Annotated in this window: 14 protein-coding genes; 11 read left to right on the plus strand and 3 right to left on the minus strand. The window is 72.4% G+C overall.

Features of this window, described 5'->3' with window-relative positions; genetic code table 11:
- Nucleotides 1-308 precede the first annotated feature (308 nt).
- Complete coding sequence (locus BM339_RS33220; RefSeq protein ID WP_075023416.1) at nucleotides 309-2498, minus strand: terpene synthase family protein; 2190 nt, start codon at nucleotides 2496-2498, stop codon at nucleotides 309-311.
- A gap of 112 nt (nucleotides 2499-2610) precedes the next feature.
- On the opposite strand from BM339_RS33220, the gene BM339_RS33225 reads away from it, so the two are divergent.
- The 6 genes from BM339_RS33225 to BM339_RS33250 are packed head-to-tail and all read left to right on the plus strand — an operon-like array spanning nucleotide 2611 to nucleotide 9350.
- Nucleotides 2611-2994: a phage holin family protein gene (locus tag BM339_RS33225; protein ID WP_021594948.1), complete on the plus strand. Its 384-nt coding sequence runs from the start codon at nucleotides 2611-2613 to the stop codon at nucleotides 2992-2994.
- A gap of 9 nt (nucleotides 2995-3003) precedes the next feature.
- On the plus strand, nucleotides 3004-3894 hold the full coding sequence (locus BM339_RS33230; protein WP_412516582.1) for a Cgl0159 family (beta/alpha)8-fold protein: 891 nt from the start codon (nucleotides 3004-3006) through the stop codon (nucleotides 3892-3894).
- A gap of 31 nt (nucleotides 3895-3925) precedes the next feature.
- Nucleotides 3926-4474 carry a (2Fe-2S)-binding protein gene (locus BM339_RS33235; protein WP_075023417.1) on the plus strand — a complete coding sequence of 183 codons (549 nt, stop codon included), beginning with the start codon at nucleotides 3926-3928 and terminating at the stop codon, nucleotides 4472-4474.
- A complete protein-coding gene (locus BM339_RS33240) occupies nucleotides 4471-5445 on the plus strand; it encodes an FAD binding domain-containing protein (RefSeq protein WP_075023418.1) in 975 nt (324 codons plus the stop codon). The genes BM339_RS33235 and BM339_RS33240 overlap by 4 nt, the downstream gene beginning before the upstream one ends.
- Entirely contained in the window at nucleotides 5442-7595 is a 2154-nt protein-coding gene (locus BM339_RS33245) for a xanthine dehydrogenase family protein molybdopterin-binding subunit (RefSeq protein ID WP_075023419.1), read from the plus strand. The genes BM339_RS33240 and BM339_RS33245 overlap by 4 nt, the downstream gene beginning before the upstream one ends.
- Nucleotides 7596-7631: 36 nt before the next feature.
- A complete protein-coding gene (locus BM339_RS33250) occupies nucleotides 7632-9350 on the plus strand; it encodes an L-lactate permease (RefSeq protein WP_021597865.1) in 1719 nt (572 codons plus the stop codon).
- Nucleotides 9351-9378: 28 nt separating this feature from the next.
- On the opposite strand, the gene BM339_RS33255 is transcribed toward BM339_RS33250, so the two are convergent.
- The gene (locus tag BM339_RS33255; protein WP_021597866.1) at nucleotides 9379-9624 is read right to left on the minus strand and encodes a DUF2630 family protein; all 246 of its coding nucleotides are present in this window, start codon (nucleotides 9622-9624) and stop codon (nucleotides 9379-9381) included.
- Between the two features lie 99 nt (nucleotides 9625-9723).
- On the opposite strand from BM339_RS33255, the gene BM339_RS33260 reads away from it, so the two are divergent.
- The 3 genes from BM339_RS33260 to BM339_RS33270 all read left to right on the plus strand — a co-directional run bounded on the left by BM339_RS33260 (nucleotide 9724) and on the right by BM339_RS33270 (nucleotide 11435).
- A complete protein-coding gene (locus BM339_RS33260) occupies nucleotides 9724-10140 on the plus strand; it encodes an STAS domain-containing protein (RefSeq protein WP_021597867.1) in 417 nt (138 codons plus the stop codon).
- A gap of 143 nt (nucleotides 10141-10283) precedes the next feature.
- Nucleotides 10284-11171 carry an acetate uptake transporter family protein gene (locus BM339_RS33265; RefSeq protein WP_177287844.1) on the plus strand — a complete coding sequence of 296 codons (888 nt, stop codon included), beginning with the start codon at nucleotides 10284-10286 and terminating at the stop codon, nucleotides 11169-11171.
- 78 nt (nucleotides 11172-11249) lie between these two features.
- Nucleotides 11250-11435: a hypothetical protein gene (locus tag BM339_RS33270; protein ID WP_021597869.1), complete on the plus strand. Its 186-nt coding sequence runs from the start codon at nucleotides 11250-11252 to the stop codon at nucleotides 11433-11435.
- 3 nt (nucleotides 11436-11438) lie between these two features.
- Here BM339_RS33270 and BM339_RS33275 read toward each other — a convergent pair whose 3' ends face one another.
- Entirely contained in the window at nucleotides 11439-12635 is a 1197-nt protein-coding gene (locus BM339_RS33275; protein WP_256255569.1) for a PucR family transcriptional regulator, read from the minus strand.
- A gap of 96 nt (nucleotides 12636-12731) precedes the next feature.
- Between BM339_RS33275 and BM339_RS33280 the strand changes: the two genes are divergently transcribed.
- Nucleotides 12732-13583 (plus strand): SGNH/GDSL hydrolase family protein, encoded by an 852-nt coding sequence (locus tag BM339_RS33280; protein ID WP_256255570.1) that lies wholly within the window; start codon nucleotides 12732-12734, stop codon nucleotides 13581-13583.
- 72 nt (nucleotides 13584-13655) lie between these two features.
- A complete protein-coding gene (locus BM339_RS33285) occupies nucleotides 13656-14450 on the plus strand; it encodes a maleylpyruvate isomerase family mycothiol-dependent enzyme (protein ID WP_075023421.1) in 795 nt (264 codons plus the stop codon).
- The last annotated feature ends 133 nt before the right edge of the window (nucleotides 14451-14583 follow it).

Here is a 14583-nt window from a genome sequence, read left to right on the forward strand (position 1 = left end):
CGTTCGACGCTATCGCCGCAAGGACCTCCGGCGAGGTTCTACGCAGATCTCTCCATGCCCTCACGCATCAACGTCGTGTCACCCCGCCAAAGCGTTTGAAGGAGGCCGGGAAATTTGTACGGCGAGCCCGACTACCGGGCGCGTAACGATCGGGCGGCCCGCGTGTAGGACGCCGCGACCGGCATCCACGTTACGGCGAGACGATGACTTCGTCGCGGACATGCTCGCGACAGGGGGCTTGAGTCATGCCGGGCCGGGTGACCTGGCGCCCACCGACCAGCGGTCGGTGGGCTGGGTGAGCGGGGGCTTCATGATCCTGGGCTTGCGGTTCGGGGGGCCGGGACGGTCGGTGGGCTGACCGTGCGGGTGAAGAGGTGGACGGCGGAGGTGCCGAGGCCGGTGGGTTTCGGGAGGCGCGGGGTGGGCTCGCGTTCGTCGTAGCGGTCGGATTCGCGGTGCCATTTGAGGATGCCGGTCATCCAGTCGCGGAGTTCGTCGATGTAGGACGCGAGGGCCGTGCGGGCCGGGGCGTCCAGGCCGAGGTCGTCGCAGAGGGCCGGGAGCTCGGTGGTGGCCAGGTGTTCGAACTGGCGGCGGCGTGAGGTGATGAGGTCGTTGACGATGGGCAGGGCCTCGTCGCGGCCGCAGCCGAAGAAGTTCTCTACGGCGAGGATGCCGTTGTTCAGCTCGCCCTCGTACTCGATCTCCTTCTGGTAGGAGAAGCAGTCGTTGAGGAGGCAGCCGACGTCCATCGCGGAGGCGTCGATCTCGCGGAGCGTGCGGGTCTGGAAGACGTGTGCGGGGATCTCGGGTGCGCGCTCGATGCGGGACAGGCTCATCGTGAGCTGGGAGCCGAAGGTGCGGCGGCGCATCTCGATGTAGTCGACGGGGTCGGGGACGCGGGAGTGGAGGTGGTTGTTCAACTCCCACAGCCAGCTTTCGGTCATGTGCTCGACGGCGGCGCGGAACTCGCGGCGGGCGGTGTCATCCATGGGGGTGGCGGTGCGGTGCCACAGGTCGGCGAGCGCGGCCTCGAAGGGGTTCTCCGGCGGCGGGCTCGCGCCGCGGTCCAGGGGCATGAAGGACGGGACGCGGGCGTGGAACAGCTTCGCGCCGGCCATGTCGCGGTCGCGGTTGAAGACGGCGGGGAAGTAGTCGTCGCCGAAGGTTCCGCAGGCCAGCCACTGGGTCGCGAGGTCGAGCGCCTCGGGCTCCGCGTCCGGGGCCAGGGACGCGGCACAGACCTCCAGAGCCATCCCGGTGAGCCTCTCGGCGCTCCAGACCGGGACGGGCGTGCGCGGCTGCGGGTCGAACATGCCCATCTCGCGGGCCCAGGCGATGACGTTGCGGCCTGCGTTGGCGCGGTGCGGGTTCACGCGGGGCGGGTACGGGATGTCGAACTCGGGCAGGGGTGTTGGGCCGACTCGCTGGAATGGGACGTGGGGCAGGCTGATCCTTGCGGAATTCAGCAGCGCCGGGATGCGGGCGGCCGACATGCCGATGGACTTCTTGTTCATGTAGCGGCTGGAGCGCAGGTGCCACTCGTGGCCGCCGGACTGCCAGTCCTGGAGGGCCTTCACGTAGGCCGCGACGCGAGCGCGCTCGACCGGGTCGAGCGCGTGGTCCTCGACGATGTGCGGCAGTTCGGTCAGCGCGGTGTTCTCGAACTGGCGCAGGCGCGAGGTCAGCAGGTCGTTGACCGTGTCCGCGGCGACCTGGGGCGCCACCGACAGGAAGTGCTCCATCACCAGGACGCAGTTGTTCACCTCGCCCTCGGATTCGGTCTCCCGCTGGTAGGAGAAGAGGTCGTTCCGCAGGTGCACGGCGTCGGAGAAGGTGTCCTTGAGGACGCGCAGCGGGCGCGTCCCCACGACGCGTTCGGGCAGTTCGACGCCCGCCGCGAGTTCGGCGAGGTCCGCCGACCAGGGCGCGCCGCCGACCTTGCGGCGCATCTCGATGTACTCGACGGGGTTCGGGATCCGCCCGGTGCTGATGTTGGACAGCTCCCACAGCGACTCGCGCAGCAGGTTGAGGGTGCTGGCGGAGAAGCGGCGCCGCCAGGCGTCCGACCTCGACGGGACGGTCCGCGCCCACAGGTCGGCGAGACCGCGCTCGACGGCGTTCACCGGCTCCGGCGGGTCGAGCGACATGAACAGCGGCAGCCGGTCGAGGTACGACCGCGCGCCCTCCTGGTCGTGCGGCTTCTTGAAGACCTCCAGGAAATGGTCGTCGAAGTAGAACACCCAGACGTACCAGTCGGTGACGAGGTCGAGTTCGGGCCCGTCGCAGTCCGGGTGCGTGTAGGCGCACAGGAGCGGATAGTCCATGGCTTCGAGCGCGCGTTCGTCCCAGATGTCGGGGGTGCCGGGGTCCCGGTGCTCGTCCAGCATCCGCATCTCGCGCGCCCACGCCATCGTGTGCGCCCGCGCGCTCTCCAGGTGCGGGTTCAGCCGCGCGGGGTACGGGACGTAGAAGTCGGGCAGCTCGAACGGTTGCATCCACCGGCCTCTCTGTCGGGTCCGGCTCGGTAACCTACAGCACACGTAAAGTCACTTGAAGTGACACTTTGCTCGCCCGATTCTCATCCCCATCTGCGGGTAAGGCGAGGTCATGACGGAGTCGCGCGAACCGGTGGAGGCCGGCGACCCGCTGGAGCAGAACCTCGTGCTCGCCCGGCGGGTGGTCGAGGCCGCGCAGCAGGAGATGATCGACAAGGCCAGGCAGCGCGTCCCGGCGCTGCGGCTGGGCGCCGTCGCGGGGGCCTTCGGGGTCCTCGCGACCGCCGCCACCTACCGGATGAACGTGCTGCTCCTGGAGCGGAAGCTGCCGCCCGAGCTGGCGTCCTTCGTCGCCGCGGCGGTGTACGGGGGAGGGGCGGGCGCCGCGGCGGTGGCCGCGTCCCGCAAGTGGAAGGGCCTCCCGGCGCCGCTGCCCACCGAGACGGCCCGCCAGGTGGTGGAGATCCTCTCCGACTCCGACCGACCGGCCGATTGACACGGCGAGGTGATCATCAGCAGACTCGGCGGCGTGCGCATCAGCGACCTGGCCGACGTGCGGGCCGCGCGGCCGGAGGCGATCGCCGAGGCGGCGGCGCGGCGGGTGCGGCGGGACGCGCCGCCCGGCGAGTCCGGCCGGCTGATGATCATCGCGGCGGACCATCCGGCGCGCGGCGCGCTCGGCGTCGGCGGCGACCCGGTGGCGATGGCCGACCGCGCCGACCTGCTCGACCGGCTGTGCGTCGCGCTCGACCGGCCCGGGGTGGACGGCGTGCTCGGCACCCCCGACGTCCTGGAGGACCTGATGCTGCTCGGCGTCCTCGACGCCCGGCTGGCGATCGGGTCGATGAACCGGGGCGGCCTCGCCGGGACGTCCTTCGAGATCGACGACCGGTTCACCGCCTACGACGCGGACGCGATCGCCGCGGCGCGGCTGGACGGCGGCAAGATGCTGCTGCGCGTCGACGACGCCGACCCGGCGACCGCCCGGACGCTGGAGGGCTGTGCGCGGGCGGTGTCGGGGCTCGCGCGGCACCGGCTGATGGCGATGGTGGAGCCGTTCGTGGCGCACCGGATCGAGGGCCGCGTCCGGAACCTGCTGACGCCCGAGGCGATGATCCGGGCGGTGTCGGTCGCGTCCGGGCTCGGTGTGACGTCGGCGTACACGTGGCTGAAGGTGCCGGTCGTCCCGGAGATGGAGCGGGTGATGGCGGCGACGACGCTGCCCGCGCTGCTGCTCGGCGGCGAGGTCGCCGGTGACCCGCGCGCGGTGCGGGACGGGTGGCGGCGCGCGATGCGGATCCCGGGGGTGAAGGGCCTCGTCGTGGGACGGTCGCTGCTGTATCCGCCGGGCGGCGACGTCCGGGGCGCCGTGGACGCCGCCGTCGAGGTCTTGTGACCGATCGATGATCCGGGGTAGGCAGTCGGGCATGGACAGCGAAGCCACCCCGGTACACGCCGACATCACCCTGCGCGTGAACGGCACGGAGCACCGGCTGAACGTCGATACGCGGGCGTCGCTCCTGGACGTCCTGCGTGAAGACCTCGGGCTGACGGGTTCGAAGAAGGGCTGCGACCACGGTCAGTGCGGTGCGTGCACCATCCTTCTCGACGGACGCCGTGCGAACGGATGCCTTGCCCTGGCCGTCGCCCACGATGGGGCGGAGATCGTCACGGTCGAGGGGCTGGCGCAGGGCGACGGACGGCTCAGCCCCGTGCAGGAGGCGTTCGTCGAGAACGACGCGTTCCAGTGCGGTTACTGCACACCTGGCCAGCTCTGCTCCGCGACGGCAGTACTGGACGAGGCAGAACGCGGCTGGCCGAGCGCTGTGACCCGCGACCTTCGCTCCGATCCCGTCCTGGACGACGACGAGATCCGTGAACGCATGAGCGGCAACCTCTGCCGGTGCGGTGCGTACGTCGGCATCGTCGCGGCCGTGAAACAGGCCGCGCAGCGCAGGGAGGCGGCCGGAGCATGAGGCCCTTCGCCTACGAGCGCGCCACCAGTGCCGAGGACGCCCTCCAGCGGCACGAGGCCGGAGCCGTCTATCTGGGCGGCGGGACCAACCTCGTGGACCTGATGCGGCTCGGGGTGGAGGAGCCGGCGAGGCTCGTCGACGTCTCGCACCTGCCGCACGACCAGATCGAACTGCGGCCTGACGGGAGCCTCATCATCGGTGCGGCGGTGAGCAACAGCGCGCTCGCCGCGGACCGGACCGTGCGCGAGGGGCACCCCGTGCTGGCACAGGCCGTCCTCGCGGGGGCGTCCGGCCAGATACGCAACCTGGCGACCGTCGGCGGCAACCTGCTCCAGCGCACCCGCTGCTCCTACTTCCAGGACGCCTCCAAGCCGTGCAACAAGCGGAACCCCGGCAGCGGATGTCCCGCACGGGAGGGCGAGCACCGCAACCTGGCGATCCTGGGCCACTCGGAGGCGTGCGTGGCGACGCACCCGTCCGACATGGCGGTCGCGCTGGCGGCCCTGGGCGCGTCCGTCCGGGTCCACGGGCGCGGCGGGGAGAGGACCGTCCCCTTCGAGGATCTGCACAGGCTCCCCGACAACGAGCCGGAACGCGACACCACGCTCGAACCGGGCGACCTCATCACCGCCGTGGAGGTTCCTCCGCTGGGCATGCCGTCCCGCTACCGCAAGGTCCGGGAACGCGCGTCGTTCGCCTTCGCCCTGGTCTCCGTGGCCGCCGCCCTGGACGTGGACGACGGTCAGGTGCGGGACGTGCGGCTGGCCCTGGGCGGCATCGCCCACAAGCCGTGGCGGGCGCTGCGCGCGGAGGAGGCGCTCCGGGGCGCCCAGGCGACGAGGGAGTCGTTCCTGCGCGCCGCCGAGGCCGAACTGGAGGCCGCCGAGCCCCTGCGCGACAACGCGTACAAGGTGCCGCTGGCGCGCAATCTGATCGTCCGGACGCTGACCGAACTGGGGGAGGCCTCATGACCGACCGGCTGGAGAGCCGCGAGAAGGTCACCGGAACGGCGCGGTACGCGTTCGAGTACCCGGTGGAGAACGTCGCGTACGCGGCCGCGGTCCAGGCGAGCGTGGGCAAGGGCAGCGTCACGTCCGTCGACACGGAGGCCGCGCGGAGGCTGCCCGGTGTGCTCGCCGTGCTGTCCTGCGAGAACGCGCCAGAACTCGCCGACGTCTCCGACGGTGAGCTGGCCCTCTTCCAGTCGCGGACGGTCTCCTACCGCGGCCAGTTCGTCGCGGCCGTGGTCGCCGAGACCCTCGAAACGGCGAGGGAGGCGGCACGTCTCGTCCACGTGGAGTACGCGGAGGAGGAACCGGACGTCACGCTCCGCGCCGGCCATCCCGGGCTCTACAAGCCCGACAAGGTGAACCCCGTCTTCCCGGCGGACACCGAGCAGGGCGACCCCGAGGACGCCTTCGGGGACGCGGCCGTGCGGATCGACGTCACCTACACGACCCCGGCCGAGCACAACAACCCGATGGAGCCGCACACCACGATCGCCCAGTGGAACGACGACGGCACCCTCACGCTCCACGACTCGAACCAGGGGGCGTCGACCGTCCAGGCCACCATCGCCAAGATCTTCGGGCTCGATCCGGGGCAGGTGCGCGTCGTGTCGCCCCACGTCGGCGGCGGGTTCGGCTCCAAGGGGCTGCCGCGGCCGAACGCCGTCCTCGCCGTGATGGCCGCGCGCGCGGCGAACCGTCCCGTCAAGTTCGCCGTCCCCCGGCAGCAGATGTTCGCCACCACCGGCTACCGGACGCCGACCATCCAGCGCGTCAGGCTCGGCGCCGGCGACGACGGACGCCTGAACGCGATCATCCACGACGCCGTGGAGCAGACGTCCACGGTCAAGGAGTTCGCGGAGCAGACCACGACGCCGACCCGCGTCATGTACCAGGCCCCGCACCGCCGCACGACCCACCGCGTCGTCAAGCTGGACGTCCCCACGCCGTCCTGGATGCGCGCCCCGGGCGAGACGCCCGGCATGTACGCGCTCGAATCGGCGATGGACGAGCTGGCCGTCGCGGCGGGCGTCGACCCCGTCGAGCTGCGGATCCGCAACGAGCCCGACCGCGAGCCGGAGAGCGGCCTGCCGTTCAGCTCGCGCAACCTCGTCGCCTGCCTGCGGGAGGGCGCCGCCCGTTTCGGATGGGACGGACGCGACCCGCGACCGGGCGTCCGGTGGGAGGGCCGCAAGCTCGTCGGCACGGGCGTGGCCGCGTCCACGTATCCGGCGTACCAGCGCCCCAACCGGGCGACTGCCCGCGCCGAGCCCGACGGGACGTTCACCGTCCGGATCGCCGCCGCCGACATCGGCACCGGCGCCCGGACCGCCCTCGCCCTGATCGCCGCGGAGACGCTCAAGGAGGACCTCGGCAACGTGCGGATCGAGATCGGCGACAGCTCGCTCCCCAGGGCCTCCGTCGCCGGAGGGTCCGCCGGGACGGCGGGGTGGGGCACGGCCGTCGTCCGAGCCTGCGAGGCCCTTAAGGACGAGCTCAACGGCGGGGTTGCCGGGGGGCGTGGGGGGTCGTCCCCCCACAGGGAACACGGCGGGGTTGCCGGGGGGCGTGGGGGGTCGTCCCCCCACAGGGAACACGGCGGGATCCCGTCTGAGGGGGTCGAGGCGTCGGCCGACACGACCGCGGAGCTGAAGGCGCGGGACGCCTACGCCCGGCACGCCTTCGGCGCGCAGTTCGCCGAGGTCGAGGTGGACGCCGACACCGGCGAGATCCGCGTCCGCCGCATGCTCGGCGTGTTCGCCGCCGGCCGGATCATCAACCCCAAGACCGCGCGCTCCCAGTTCATCGGCGGCATGACGATGGGGCTCGGCATGGCGCTGATGGAGGAGAGCGTCATGGACGCCGAGTTCGGCGACTACCTGAACCGCGACCTCGCGCAGTACCACGTCCCGGCCTGCGCCGACGTGCGGGACATCGACGCGGCGTGGGTGGAGGAGTCCGACCCGCACCTGAACCCGATGGGCTCCAAGGGCATCGGCGAGATCGGCATCGTCGGGGCCGCCGCCGCCATCGGCAACGCGGTCCACCACGCGACCGGGATCCGCGTCCGCGACCTGCCCATCACCCCGGCCCGGCTCCTGCGCGACCTCTGACTGTTTGAAAAGTTCACTATCAAGGTGATCCGCGTCATGCGGATGGGTATCGATCATCTGCTCGGGGGCGTGCTCCCTACCCGCGAGGTGATCGCCGTGTACCAGCAGGTCCTCGATCCCGTCGCCGACTCGCTCGGCTGGAGTTCCCTGGTCGCCGCGCTGCCGCTGGCCGTGCTGTTCGTCCTGCTCGGCGGCGTCCGCATGCGCGCGTGGCTGGCGTCCCTGATCGCGCTGGCCGTCTCCCTACTGGTCGCCGTCTGGACGTACGGGATGCCCGCCGACCAGGCGTTCCTCGCCGCGACCGAGGGTGCCGCGTTCGGCTTCTACCCGATCCTGTGGATCGTCATCAACGCCCTCTGGGTCTACAACATGACCGTGACGACAGGGCACTTCGACGTGCTCCGCCGGTCGTTCGCGCAGGTCAGCGACGACAGCCGGCTGCAGGCCGTGCTGATCGCGTTCTCGTTCGGCGCGCTGCTGGAAGCGCTTGCCGGGTTCGGCACGCCCGTCGCGGTCACCTCGGTCATGCTGATCGCGCTCGGCTTCCAGCCGATCAAGGCCGCCGTCCTCGCCCTCACCGCCAACACCGCGCCGGTCGCGTTCGGCGCGATGGCGACGCCGATCCTCACCCTCGGCAAGGTCACCGGCGAGTCCAGCGACACGCTCGGCGCCATGGTCGGCCGGCAGACCCCCATCCTCGCCGTGTTCGTCCCGCTCGTGCTCGTCTACATCGTGGACGGGCGGCGCGGCTTCCGCGAGACCTGGCCCACCGCCCTGCTCTGCGGCGCCGCGTTCGGCGTCGCGCAGTACATCACCGCGAACTTCATCTCGGTGCCGCTCGCCGACGTCGTGGCGTCGCTGGTCTCGGCCGCCGCGGTCGTGCTCGTCGTCCGGCTGCGGCCCTCCGCGACGCCCGCCCAGCCCGCCCCCGTCGCCGGCGGCGCCGCCGACGAGCCCACTCCCGAGTTCGCCGCCCGCGTCGAGGGCGGCGCCAAGGACGAGCGCGCCAAGGACTCGCGCGCCGAGGTCGCCCGCGCCTACGCCCCCTACGCGATCATCATCGCGGTCTTCGTCGTCTGCCAGATCGACCAGGTCAAGGACCTCCTGGACAAGGCCACGCGGACGTTCTCCTGGCCCGGCCTGGACCTCACCGGGCCGACCGGCCGGCCGCTGACCCTGCCCACCTTCAGCTTCAACTACCTGACGACGCCCGGAACGCAGATGCTCGTCGCAGGGCTGATCAGCATGGCCGCCCTCGGGATCGGCTTCGGCAAGGCCCTGCGCGCCTACTGGACGACCCTCGTCCAGCTCAAGTGGGCGATCGTCACCGTGATGGCCGTGCTCGCCCTCGCGTTCGTGATGAACGCGTCCGGGCAGACGGTCACGCTCGGCACCTGGATGGCCGGGGCAGGCGCCGGGTTCGCGCTGCTGTCGCCGATCCTCGGCTGGCTCGGTACCGCCGTCACCGGGTCGGACACCTCGTCCAACTCGCTGTTCGGTGCCCTGCAGGTCACGGCCGCGAACAAGGCCGACCTGTCGACGGTGCTGATGGCCGCGACCAACAGCTCCGGCGGCGTCCTCGGCAAGATGGTGTCCCCGCAGAACCTCGCCATCGCCGCCGCGGCGGTGGGCCTGGACGGGCGCGAGGGGGACATCTTCCGCCGCGTCGTCCTCTGGAGCCTGCTGTTCCTCGCCGGGATGTGCCTGCTGTCGGGCCTGCAGTCGACCGGCGTGCTCGGCTGGATGGTCCCGTGAGGGGTTACCGGCAGGGTCCCGTGAGGGGTCACTGGCGGTAGTTCTCGACCTCCGCGGCGGGACGGACCTCGGCGTCGTCGGGGTTCTGTCCCGCCGCGATGCGGGCCCGCCGCTGCCGCAGGAGATCCCAGCACTGGTCGAGCGCCACCTCCAGCCGCCGCAGCCGCTGCTGCGCGTCGGCATTGCTCGTCTCGGCCCGCTCGTGCGCCTGCCGGAGCGCGTGCTCCTCCTCGATGAACTCGTTGATACGTTCCAGAATCGCCTTCTCGTCCATGAAATCCGCCCGGTGGGGTTCAGAAGGTGCCGACAGGTGAGAGCCTGGCATATACGGGGCCGCGCACGGTAGCGGCGCCCCGTCGAGGGCGAGGAGCGGATGACGGTCTGGCGGATCACCGACGGCGAGGGCGGCCTCGACTCCGGGGCGCGGGCGGCGGCGCCCCGCTACGACATCGTCGAGCACGACACGGCGCTGCTGCGCATCGCGGCCGCGTCGGCGTCGCCCCGGCTCCAGATGTCCGGCGAGATCGACGTCTCCAACGCCCCGGACGTCGGCAATGCCCTGCACGCCGCCCAGGCCCGCATGCCCGGTGACCTGCACGTCGACCTGACCGCCGTGGAGTTCGTGGACGTCGCCGGCCTGCGCGCCTTCACCAAGGCCGCCCGCGACCTCGACGAGCACGGCCGGCTGCTCGTCCTGCACGCGGTCTCGCCGCACATCGACCGGCTCTTCGCGATGATCGGCTGGCACACGTCCCCCGGCCTGCAGATCCACTGCCGTCCGCGGCGCTGACGTTCATCGGATCCCCACGTCGGTTCGAATTCTCCGTAAATGTCCCCGTTTGTACCGGGGAAAGGTGAATGTCCGACTGTTTGGTCGCCAATACCCCGGTTAGGGACGCATTTACAGCTCTCCGAATTCCACAGGGGGATCTCATGGCAAGGCGTAAAGAGCGTGCCGCCCCGCCGGCGCCCGGCGAGCACACCGGTCAGGGCGCGGCCGGCCAGGGCATGTCGGGCCAAGGCATGTCAGGTCAGGGCATGGCCGGCCAGGCGGGGGGCATGGCGACTCCCGGCGCCGCCACGGCCGCACCCGGCCGGGGCGTGGACGAACCCGGCGAGCACGCGTTCTGGGAGGACCGGACCCGCATCTTCCTGCAGCCCATCGCGGCACCGTCCATCCTCGGGCTGTTCGGGCTCGCGACGGCGACGATGATGGTCGGAGCCTGGGAGGCCGAGTGGTACGGCGGCCCCCTCACCCCGCTGATCCTGTGGCCGCTGGTGCTCTTCGCCGGCATCGCCCAGATCCTGGCGGGCATGTGGGCCTACCGGGCGCGCGACGGGATCGCCACCGCGATACACGGCATGTGGGGCGCGTTCTGGACGGCCTGGGGCCTGCTGTTCGCGCTGGTGAGCGTGGGCGCCTTCCCCGCGGCACTCGCTCCGGTCCCCGGGAACCCGAGCGAGGGCTTCGCGTTCTGGTACATCGCCCTCGCGGCGATCACCGGGCTGTGCGCGCTCGCCGCGCTGGCCGAGAACCTCGTGCTGGCGGTGCTTCTGGCGTGCCTGTCGGCCGCGGCGGGCTTCACCGCCGGCGGCTTCTGGGCCCCGTCCGACTGGGCGTCGGACGTCGGCGGCTGGCTGTTCGTCGTCACGGCGGTGCTGGCCCTGTACGCGGCGGCGGCGATGATGATGGAGAACACCTTCGGGCGGACGATCCTGCCGCTCTTCCGGGTCCGCGGCGCGGCCGAGGCCCGCGGCCGGCGAGCCGCCCGGCCACTGCAGTACCGGCAGGGCCAGCCCGGGGTGAAGATCGGGCAGTGACCCCCGGCGTTTCGCCTTGACATTCCCGTTGCCATATCCTGGGCCGAATACGAACGTACGGCTCCGGGGGGAGCGGGAATGTCATCGGCGATCCGGCGGACGTGGCGAGGCCTCGTCCAGACCTACACGCTGCTCTGCGCGCGCGACGACGCCGCCGCGCGCGGCTTCACCGTGCCGAGCGGCGTATGGGCGTGCGAGCGCTGCCACGAGCCGCACCTCGAACTGGCGACCCTCGACCTCCACCTCCGCATCGACCACGCCTGACGGTCAGGCCAGCGAGCGCCGGGCGACGAGCGCCGCGTGCAGCAGCCGGAGGTCCCCGGGGCACGACGGGTCCAGGCCGGTGAGGGCGCTGATGCGGCGGACCCGGTAGGCCACCGTGTTCGGGTGGACGTGCAGGGCCGCACCGGTCGCCCGGCGGTTCAGGTCGCAGGCCAGGTAGTGCTCCAGGGTGCGCAGCAGGTCGGGCTTGCGGTCCAGCGGCGCCAGCAGCCCGGCGAGCGCGGGCAGGGCGCCGCTCGGGCGGCTCAGCTGGTAGTCCAGCAGGACGTCGGCGAGCCGGTACAGGCCGGGCGGGCGGCCCGCGCGGCGCACCAGCTCCATGATCTCCGAGGTGCGGGTGACGGCCGCGGGGACCCCGGCGGGGCCGGTGATCTCCGCCGCCGCCGTGACGCCGATGCCGGCCGCCTTCGCCGCCGCCGTCACCAGGTCGCGCAGGACGTCCTCACCGGCGGAGAAGGGGAGCAGGGCCGTCCCGCCCGAGGCGTCCAGGGCGGTGAGGGCGGGCTCGTCGGCGACGTCGTCCAGGACGGTGCGGACGCGGCGGATCTTGCGGCGGGCCGCGATCCGGGCGCGCCGCCCCGCGCCCAGCTCGTCCGGATGCGGGGCGAACGCGAGCGTTAGGACGGCGTAGCGGGGCGCCGGCCGGTGGCCGGTGGCGTCACCGTCCAGGAGCGCGGTCATCAGGGCGTGCCGGCCGCCGTGCTCCTGGCTGTCGAGGATCTGCCGGACCTCCAGGTAGGCGGCGCTGACGGCCGAGATCAGCAGCCGCTGGAAGTCGAGGAAGTAGCCGAGCGCCTCCTGGAGGGCGGGCAGGTCGGCCGGCTCGGCGCCGGCGGTCAGCTCGTCCCACGCCATCGCCGCGCCGATCTGGTACGCGGCGAGGATCGCGTCCAGCGGCACGCCCTCCTCGGCCCGCAGCGCCGCCGAGTCGCGCTGGCGGGCGAACTCGCCGGGCGCGGCGGGCCGGCGCCGCTCCAGCACGTCCGCGAACTGCCGCAGGCTGTGCTGGACGATCCCGGCGACGTCCCCGGCGACCTCCTCCTGCGGCAGTTCCGCGTAGACGGGCAGCTCGGCGAGCAGCCGCGCGACCACGCGGCGGGTCAGCCGCGGCGCGCGGGCCCGCAGACGGGCCGCCATCGGCCGTCCGGCCATGCACAGCGGCGGCAGGTTGTCCCGCGTCACAACGGCTCCCGGAAGAGTCTGTTTTCACGCCAATTGAACGGTGTGTCCAGATTCTGGACGATCACGGCGACATCGTCCATGACGCCGGGAGTCACCATGAAGCGTCTGTTCAACGGCATGGTCGGCGCGATCGTCCTGGCCGGGGCCGCCCTCGGCGCGGTCGCGGCGCCCGTCCAGGCGGCCACCGTGGAGTACGTCGCCCTCGGCGACTCGATGGCCTCCGGGCCCCTCATCCCCGACATCACCGGTCCGATCGGATGCGGGCGCTCCACCCGCAACTACCCGCACGAGCTGGCCGCCGAGCTCGGCGCCTCCCTCCGGGACGTCACGTGCAGCGGCGCGAAGACCTCGCACATGACCGCCCCGCAGAGCACCAGCGTCGGCGGCGTCGACACCGGCACCGTCCCGCCCCAGCTCGACGCGCTCCGCCCGTCCACCACGCTGGTCACCCTCACCATCGGCGGCAACGACGTCGGCCTCGTCGGGGTCGCCGAGGACTGCGTCAATCTCGACCCGACCGCCACCCCGTGCAAGGGCGAGTTCGAGGAGCGGGTCGCCCAGCGCACCCGCGACCTCGGCCCCCGGCTCGCCGCCGTCCTGGACGGCATCCGCGCCCGCTCCCCGCAGGCCCGCGTCGTCGTCACCGGCTACGGCCTCTACATCAAGAAGGACGGCTGCTGGCCCGTCCAGCCCGTCCTGCCGGTGGACGCCAACTTCCTGCAGGGCGCCGTCAACGCCTTGAACGATGTCATCCGCCGGGAGACCGCCGCCCGCGGCGCCACCTACATCGACCTCGTCGCCCCCAGCGCCGGGCACGACGCCTGCCAGTCGGCGTCCAGGCGCTGGATCGAGGGCTACGTGCCGCTCAACGCCGCCGCCCCGCTCCACCCCAACGCCCGGGGCGAGGCCGCCTACGCGACCGTGATCGGCGGCGCCCTCGACGCCTGAGCGCCCTGGGCCGTCCCGGCCGGGCGCTCCGGCCGGGGCGGCTCTAAGCTCGTCGGGCAGATGGAGGCTGACATGACCGAGATGCAGGCCAACACCGCCGCCTACGAGCAGACGCTCCGCTCGGCCCTCGCGCTCGCGGGGACGCTCGGCGAGGCCGACTGGGACCGGCCGACCGAATGCCCCGGCTGGACGGTCAAGGACCAGTTCGCCCACCTCGCCGGGGTGGAGCACGACCTCCTCGGGGACCCCGCCCCCGAGGTCGAGCTTCCCGAGTCCGAGCACGTCCGCAACGACTTCGGCCGGTACCTGGAGATCGCGGTGCACGCGCGGCGCCCCGTCCCCGGGCCGGACGTGGCCGCGGAGCTGGCGGACGTGCTGGAGCGCCGCCTCGCCCAGCTGCCCGGCCTGGACCCCGACAAGATCGTCATGTGCCCGGACGGCAGGGAAGGCCCGTACTCGCGGCTCATGAAGTTCCGCGCCATGGACTGCTGGACCCACGAGCAGGACATCCGCCGCGCGGTCGGCCGTCCCGGCAACCTGGACGCCCCGGCGGCGCACTGCTTCTGGGAGCTGATGAGCCGCGGCCTGCCGCTCATCGTCGCCCGCCGCGCGAAGGCCGGGCCCGGCCGGTCCGTGAGCTTCGCGATCACCGGCCCGCCCGACTTCCGCGCCGCGGTCACGGTGGACGAGGACGGCCGCGGCCACCCGTCCGATCCCGGGTCGCCCACCGCCGAGCTGGCGATGGCCTGGGAGACCTACGTTCGCCTGACCGCGGGGCGCTGCGCCCCGGACGCCGTCACCGTCGAGACGAAGGGCGACGACGAGCTGGCCGCCCGCGTCCTCGCGGCCATGGCCATCACCCCCTGACGGAGCGGTTCCGCGGGGCGGGGCCGCCCCGGATCCCCCGTTTCTGACGCAGCGGCGCCGCACGGATCCGCCTGGTGACGGCTCGTCCAATACCGGCCAGTATTCCCCTGGTCGCGCACGGGTTTCGTCATGA

This window comes from Actinomadura madurae (assembly GCF_900115095.1).
Taxonomy (GTDB): Bacteria; Actinomycetota; Actinomycetes; order Streptosporangiales; family Streptosporangiaceae; genus Spirillospora; species Spirillospora madurae.

Bases quoted from the DNA above. Each gene is read 5' to 3' on its own strand.
- BM339_RS33220 (WP_075023416.1), bottom strand. From the start codon at position 2,498: ATGCAACCGTTCGAGCTGCCCGACTTCTACGTCCCGTACCCCGCGCGG.
- BM339_RS33265 (WP_177287844.1), top strand. From the start codon at position 10,284: ATGGCAAGGCGTAAAGAGCGTGCCGCCCCGCCGGCGCCCGGCGAGCAC.
- BM339_RS33235 (WP_075023417.1), top strand. From the start codon at position 3,926: ATGGACAGCGAAGCCACCCCGGTACACGCCGACATCACCCTGCGCGTG.
- BM339_RS33255 (WP_021597866.1), bottom strand. From the start codon at position 9,624: ATGGACGAGAAGGCGATTCTGGAACGTATCAACGAGTTCATCGAGGAG.
- BM339_RS33285 (WP_075023421.1), top strand. From the start codon at position 13,656: ATGACCGAGATGCAGGCCAACACCGCCGCCTACGAGCAGACGCTCCGC.
- BM339_RS33250 (WP_021597865.1), top strand. From the start codon at position 7,632: ATGCGGATGGGTATCGATCATCTGCTCGGGGGCGTGCTCCCTACCCGC.
- BM339_RS33240 (WP_075023418.1), top strand. From the start codon at position 4,471: ATGAGGCCCTTCGCCTACGAGCGCGCCACCAGTGCCGAGGACGCCCTC.
- BM339_RS33225 (WP_021594948.1), top strand. From the start codon at position 2,611: ATGACGGAGTCGCGCGAACCGGTGGAGGCCGGCGACCCGCTGGAGCAG.
- BM339_RS33280 (WP_256255570.1), top strand. From the start codon at position 12,732: ATGAAGCGTCTGTTCAACGGCATGGTCGGCGCGATCGTCCTGGCCGGG.
- BM339_RS33260 (WP_021597867.1), top strand. From the start codon at position 9,724: ATGACGGTCTGGCGGATCACCGACGGCGAGGGCGGCCTCGACTCCGGG.
- BM339_RS33270 (WP_021597869.1), top strand. From the start codon at position 11,250: ATGTCATCGGCGATCCGGCGGACGTGGCGAGGCCTCGTCCAGACCTAC.
- BM339_RS33245 (WP_075023419.1), top strand. From the start codon at position 5,442: ATGACCGACCGGCTGGAGAGCCGCGAGAAGGTCACCGGAACGGCGCGG.